The sequence below is a fragment of the Haliscomenobacter sp. genome, assembly GCF_040403615.1.
In the GTDB taxonomy this organism is placed as follows: domain Bacteria; phylum Bacteroidota; class Bacteroidia; order Chitinophagales; family Saprospiraceae; genus Haliscomenobacter.
Genome location: NZ_JBBAKG010000036.1, coordinates 1 through 5015, shown reverse-complemented (window position 1 = coordinate 5015; position 5015 = coordinate 1). Strand labels below are relative to the sequence as shown.

Sequence of the window (5015 nt, the reverse complement as noted above, 5' to 3'; positions counted from 1 at the left end):
GCCATTGCCTTATAGCCTGCGGCAATAAGTTTTCTCGATGGTTTGCCGATTTGGTACTCAGTAACCTTAACGCCATTACCGGCGGTGCGGCTGTTGGCATAAACACAGAAACCAGCCTGGCGAACGCGGCTGACTTCGGCGCTGAGGTTCTTAACACCGAAACGGTGTTGTGCTTGGGCAGGAGTCAATGTCTCGCCAGATTGCAGTGCGGAAAAGACTTTGTAAGTCTTGGTGTCTTCATTAAAACGCATAATTTTTACCTTTCTTAAGTGTAGCCGTTGCGTACAGCATCTAAGTATTATAGTACAACTGTAACACAATCACAACATGTTTTGGCAACATTACCAAACTGTGTCAACCTTTTGTAGGGCTATGGCGTTGTATATACAGCAAGATAAATTCTTGCTAGTTTCAAATCAAAGGAGATTACCATGAAACAATTCGTCGCTCTCATCGCTACCGTGTTTGCCGTTTCTGTATTTGCCGCAGATGCACCCAAGAAAGAAGAAAAGAAAGTAGAAGCCAAGCCTGTTGTTACTGCGCCTGCCTTGGCAGTCAGTACACCTGCCAAGGTGGATGCCAAAAGCGCAACGCCTGCGCCTGCCGCCAAAGCCGAAACTACTAAGAAGTAATCCCAACAGGTTTACATCAATCCGGTTGCAGGGTACCAACCCATATGATGCACCGGATGATGAATTCTTGTGTTCCAGTCAGGCACGTAAGCCTCGGGTTCAACCATTTCAACCAGACCTGGATGATGATGAAGAACTAAGTGATTATGTCAAGACTAGATTACTCATAGCCAGGATACGGGCTTTGGAAAAGTATCGAGAAATACAGGGCTGAAGGGCCCTGTTTTCTTTTTCTACGTACCTTTGATAAATAGGTTTGCAAGCATATAAAGAGCGTATTATGTTACACACCATCACAAGTATCACAGACGAAATTGTTAATCTCCTAAAGGACGACCCAGTGCGCCCTGAGATACCTGCTGACCAACGAATAAATTCCAACAGCAGAATATACATGCTGAAAGACGGAGACCAAACTCGTGCAGTGACATGTGTAAAGTTTTTGGATGCTATTCCTGCGGCAGTGGATGACTTGGTAGAGTTGGTCGGGAGTGCCAAAACTGCGGTATTTTACACAATTTGGTCGTATGCGTCTGGGGCAGGGCGCGAACTGATTGTTCGGGCTCAAGAATCAATCAAAGCGGAATTTCCTGACATTGATACCTACGTTACACTCAGTCCCAAGACCGAGATGGCCAAGCGTTTCCATTTGAAGAATGGTGCTGGTATCTACCGCGAAAATTCTGACACTGTGAATTACATCTACAAATAAAAAGCCCCGAAAGGGGCTTTCTTGTGAATGTACCTAAATTACCGGTGCCACTGCCCTTCAAAGCAATGCCGTATTTTGTGACCCACTATGGCCATGTCAGTAACCAGTCCAGTGTAGATAGTACAGGCACGGTTGTTGTATTCTGAGCAGGCCAGGATGTGTTGACCAGACAGGGCTGGTATCTTGTTTTGGCAAACTGCACTCACATTCTCCACCACCACCCAGCGTATGATTTTTTCTGGCAGGTTGGGTTGGGCTTCAAACTGAATGTTGTAACTTTGAGCATGAGCCATGCCGTTTACAAATAACAATGCCGCAATCAGGGTCAATTTCATGACAACTCCTTGATGTGTTTACACTCGCCTCTAAATCTGAATCCTGAACAGGTGCATGACCATGAGCCACGCACTTCGTTTACTGTGTACTGGTCGCCTTTGGATCCGGTCACTGTGAACACACGACCTTCGGGTTCGGGTTCCGTCAACTCAGTCTTGAATTGCACAGGGTTGACTGCAAACTTACGCCCACGCAGATCAATACGGATTGGGTTTTTGAATACCTTTATAGCACCTGTGCCCTTGGCCTTGAACGCATACATCTTGCTCTTGCCATCATCCAACAAGTACACACCATTGGGAGTGGAGTCCTTGTAGTCAGTAGTTTCAGCGAACCATTTCATTTGGCCATGATCCTCAACAACACTTCACGGGCTTGAGCAAAGTCTACAATTTCGGGTTCCCGATATTCTGCTGGCCTGGTCACAGGCCGGGGCCAGGTGTCATAAGATTGTGTCCACGACATTTTAAACCAGTAGTCTTTGTCTTGCATTACATTGTCCAAAAAAGTTCTGAGGCTGGTGAGCAAGAGCGAGGGGTATTCACGTCCTCTTGATATTCTTGACCGGTCATAAGATTTGTACGGGTGATCATCTTGGGTTTGTAACTTTTGGTGTCTATGATAGTAAGTTCAGAGATGTTCCAACCTGACTTGCGGCAAAGACGAGTGCGGGTGGCCATTGCGGCACCAAAAGTTTTGTATGCACGAGTTTTGTTAGGACCGTCGTTGACAATAAGACCTGAACCTTTGCTAACAACATAATAACTATGACTCATTTCTGGCTCCTTTTAATTTCTATACAAGTAGTATAACTGATTGGGAAATATTGGTCAACCAAAATCAATTGGCCATCAAGGTGATTTGTATGTCAATGCCTTCGTGGGTGATACCAACACCCACCGGACGACCTTCGCCTCTGCTGGGACTGCGACGGCGATCATAAGCCAATTTTTGGATGGCCAGTCGCAGAGCGGCACCGTGGCTCACTGTGGCTGTTTTTGTGTAGATGTCATTGATGGTGCCGTACATGCCAAAACCGTTGACGATAAAACGAATTCGGGTGCTATTACTAAAACCTGCTACGTGGCGCATTTGGGACTCCTGTTTTGTTACTCTATGTCTATATTATAGCAAAAGGACCATTATTGGTCAACCAAAAGAAAACCCCACATTGCTGTAGGGTTTTGTTAGTACTAAAGTATTACTTTTTAGGGTTACATTTTTACTTCAATAATTCGCTGGCATGTAGTATGCTCAACGCACGATCTACTGATCGATCCCACGAAAATGCATCACGTATGATAGAACTGTTAGCAAAGGCCCTTGATTGTAGTGTGACATAATTGTCCCGGGCTGTTCTCAGGGCTGAGCGTATGCTGTCAACTCTGGGTTGTGCCCATGAGCCCCAGTTGCCATCTTCAGTGGGATAACAAAATTTATATTCTTCACAGGCAATGGGAGCCATGTCAAACTCCACAGGTATCACACTTGATGGTATGTGCTGTAAAAATTCAGTGTGAGCACTGTGCATGACTGTGATGATGGGCAGGCCCACTGCCGCGGCTTCGATTAGTGGCAGTCCCCACCCCTCACCTTTGGTGGGCAACACAAAAATGTGGCTTTGTTGATACAGGTCAATTAGATCAGATGTACTACTGGTGCCCCATAACACTCGCACATTGTGGATACCAGTGCTTTCGATCCAGCCAGATAGTTCATTGTACTTGGCCTCTTGGTTGGTAAAATAGTTGCTTTTGATCACCAGTTCCACATCAGGGTCGTTGCCAAACTCCTGGATCCAGGCATATATGGTTTCAATAATGCTTTTTCTCAGTTCATACTTGCCGGCAATGAGATAGCTTAGTATAGGTGATTCTACTCTGGGTGCATATGGATGATATCGACTACTGTCTACCCCTTCTGGAACCACATGGCATAGGTCAGGATCAACCCCACTATCAATCAAAATCTTCCGTCCCCACTCACTGGGAACCCACACTTGATCTGCGGTCAACATGGTGTTCATCACTGTAGGTGGCACTCGAGTGCTTTCAAACACCACCCATTGAATATTGGTGCCAGCAAAGTGGTCTTGTATGGGCATGCTCACAAACGAGATATTGATGTCTTCCGGACGACTGCGTTCAACCCCGGCCCATAACTCATCTTGATTATCGCAGTTGACTTCTTCCACTAGATCACCTAGATAACTTATGCGTTTTAATGCATCGGCAAAATTGCTATAATGTACGCCTATTCCGTACTGGTTTCTTTGTCCAATTAATCTGATTTTCATAATATATAATGGTTTCTACTTAGTGGTAAATACTTGACAGGAGAACATTATGTTAACACATCTACTAGAACGCTTGGCCGAAATGTTTCCAAGTTCGAATTACCAAACGAAACTAGAAGCATACATAGCCAGCAAATACCCACAAAACGCCGCAGACGTTGATCGTTTGCAACAAGAATACACCTACAAACAACAAGGAACATGGATATGATCACTAAATTTTTCAGCAGTATATATGAGTTTTTGATTGCCTGGGGTGAAGTTATGTACGAATATCGCAACAGCCAAGCCAGTCGCACTTATTACTATTGATCAGTCAGTATTTTAAATAGGAAATCACAAGTGTTAGAGCAAGAAGTCACAAAGATTGCTTATAAGTTTGCTTGCGGTTGTTTGGCAATATTGAAAAACATTTAACTTCTCTTGTCAAGTATCTTGTCCACTAGTCCATAGTCCAGGGCTTCTTGGGCTGACATGAAGAAATCACGTTCCATGTCTGCTGATAACTGCTCAAAGGTTTTGCCCGCTGAGTTGTGCTTGACATAGATAGTGGTAAGATATTCTTTCATCTTTTGAATTTCACGTGCTTGGATTTGGATGTCTGTGGCTTGTCCTGAAGCACCGCCTGATGGTTGGTGAATCATGTGTCGGGCATGGGGCAGGATCATACGCTTGCCTGGTGCTCCTGCTGTACTTAGCAGACTTCCCATGGAGCAGGCCTGTCCCATCACAATGGTCTGTACATCACACCGGATGAACTGCATGGTATCATAGATGGCCATGCCTGCTGTGACTGATCCGCCGGGTGAGTTGATATATAGACTGATGTCTTTGTCTGGATTATCACTTTCTAAAAACAGCATTTGTGCTACCAACAAACTGGCTGTGTGTTCTGATACTTCTGTGTCCAGCATGATCACACGGTCCTTTAGCAATCGGCTGTAGATGTCATAACTGCGTTCACCTTTTGAGGTTTGTTCAAGCACGATTGGTACTAGATTTGGCATGGGGTCTCCTTGTTCAAAGCATAAGTATAACA

9 protein-coding genes are annotated in these 5015 nt (G+C 45.0%); 2 read left to right on the top strand and 7 right to left on the bottom strand.

Going from position 1 to position 5015, the window contains the following annotated elements; genetic code table 11:
* The coding region (locus tag ABW391_RS13315) for a helix-turn-helix domain-containing protein (RefSeq protein WP_353482369.1) at positions 1–251 on the bottom strand (251 nt) is incomplete at its 3' end.
* Positions 252–431: 180 nt separating this feature from the next.
* Between ABW391_RS13315 and ABW391_RS13310 the strand changes: the two genes are divergently transcribed.
* Together ABW391_RS13310 and ABW391_RS13305 are read left to right on the top strand one after the other, a co-directional pair.
* Positions 432–632 (top strand): hypothetical protein, encoded by a 201-nt coding sequence (locus ABW391_RS13310; protein ID WP_353482368.1) that lies wholly within the window; start codon positions 432–434, stop codon positions 630–632.
* A gap of 280 nt (positions 633–912) precedes the next feature.
* Positions 913–1344 carry a hypothetical protein gene (locus ABW391_RS13305; protein WP_353482367.1) on the top strand — a complete coding sequence of 144 codons (432 nt, stop codon included), beginning with the start codon at positions 913–915 and terminating at the stop codon, positions 1342–1344.
* 38 nt (positions 1345–1382) lie between these two features.
* Here the strand turns inward: ABW391_RS13305 and ABW391_RS13300 are convergent, their stop codons facing one another.
* From ABW391_RS13300 to ABW391_RS13275, 6 genes are all read right to left on the bottom strand, one after another.
* Positions 1383–1679, bottom strand: a complete 297-nt coding sequence (locus tag ABW391_RS13300) for a hypothetical protein (RefSeq protein WP_353482366.1) — start codon at positions 1677–1679, stop codon at positions 1383–1385.
* Positions 1676–2023 carry a hypothetical protein gene (locus ABW391_RS13295; protein ID WP_353482365.1) on the bottom strand — a complete coding sequence of 116 codons (348 nt, stop codon included), beginning with the start codon at positions 2021–2023 and terminating at the stop codon, positions 1676–1678. Before ABW391_RS13295 ends, ABW391_RS13300 begins: the two co-directional genes overlap by 4 nt.
* On the bottom strand, positions 2020–2208 hold the full coding sequence (locus tag ABW391_RS13290; protein WP_353482364.1) for a hypothetical protein: 189 nt from the start codon (positions 2206–2208) through the stop codon (positions 2020–2022). Before ABW391_RS13290 ends, ABW391_RS13295 begins: the two co-directional genes overlap by 4 nt.
* A 312-nt stretch (positions 2209–2520) precedes the next feature.
* Positions 2521–2772 carry a hypothetical protein gene (locus tag ABW391_RS13285; protein ID WP_353482363.1) on the bottom strand — a complete coding sequence of 84 codons (252 nt, stop codon included), beginning with the start codon at positions 2770–2772 and terminating at the stop codon, positions 2521–2523.
* A gap of 130 nt (positions 2773–2902) precedes the next feature.
* Positions 2903–3976 carry a glycosyltransferase gene (locus ABW391_RS13280; RefSeq protein ID WP_353482362.1) on the bottom strand — a complete coding sequence of 358 codons (1074 nt, stop codon included), beginning with the start codon at positions 3974–3976 and terminating at the stop codon, positions 2903–2905.
* Between the two features lie 413 nt (positions 3977–4389).
* Positions 4390–4983 (bottom strand): ATP-dependent Clp protease proteolytic subunit, encoded by a 594-nt coding sequence (locus ABW391_RS13275; protein ID WP_353482447.1) that lies wholly within the window; start codon positions 4981–4983, stop codon positions 4390–4392.
* Positions 4984–5015 lie beyond the last annotated feature (32 nt).